This is a genomic window from Lactiplantibacillus sp. B652, from assembly GCF_023806745.1.
Taxonomy (GTDB): domain Bacteria; phylum Bacillota; class Bacilli; order Lactobacillales; family Lactobacillaceae; genus Lactiplantibacillus; species Lactiplantibacillus pentosus.
Window position 1 is genome coordinate 1 of sequence record NZ_JAMSKY010000055.1, and the last position, 775, is coordinate 775.

The following is a 775-nucleotide window of genomic DNA, read 5'->3' on the forward strand; positions in this document are numbered from 1 at the left end:
AAGCTCCGTTCACGCAGGGCTTCTTTTTCTTCCCCGCATTATAGCATGCCTTTAATTATCCTTCGACTATTTTAAATTAACTTTCTAATAGTTCTAGGGGACGCACGTTTTTTTGTACTAAAACAAAGGTAAAAACTAGTAGACATAATCAAAATATTTTTTGATCATGAACCGTACAGTGTGCTCTTCTCAATTGATAACAAGGCCTTTGGTGCAAACTGTGAGCTGGGTCCTGGGAGCTTGCTTCCATTCATTAAAAGTCCCGTTTATCGTCTCTTAGTGCAGCTTAAAATACCAACGGTGGGCCCATTTTAGCCACCTCGCATGAATCTTTATATTCAACACAATTTGTAGATCAATCAGATCGTCCACCAATTTGCACGGACACCACATATAGTGCTATAATGATCGCCTAACCACTATATATAGAAAAAGGGCGATGATTAGTTACGGAAACCATAAATATTCTCTACATCAGTTTGAGCGGCAACACGAAATATTTTATTAGCAGACTGACAACATACTTTGAGAAAGAACGTCATGTTCGGGTTAGTTCAATTAATGTTAAAGAACACCCTGAATTCACCACTCTTGACCAGCCGTTTGTTACCTTCCTACCAGCCTTTCTTAAAGGTGGTAATGGGGTTAATGACGGTTATACTGAAATATTAACCACTATTTTGGGAGATTACCTCGCGTACGAAGGCAATTACCAGCATTGCTACGGTATTATCGGTAGCGGTAATCGTAATTTTAATAAGCAGTTTGCACTCAC

1 protein-coding gene is annotated in these 775 nt (G+C 39.1%); it reads left to right on the forward strand.

The genetic code is table 11. From position 1 onward, the window contains the following. Nucleotides 1-473: 473 nt before the first annotated feature. On the forward strand, nucleotides 474-775 hold a 302-nt coding region (locus tag MZO40_RS16955; protein WP_303635072.1), incomplete at its 3' end, for a class Ib ribonucleoside-diphosphate reductase assembly flavoprotein NrdI.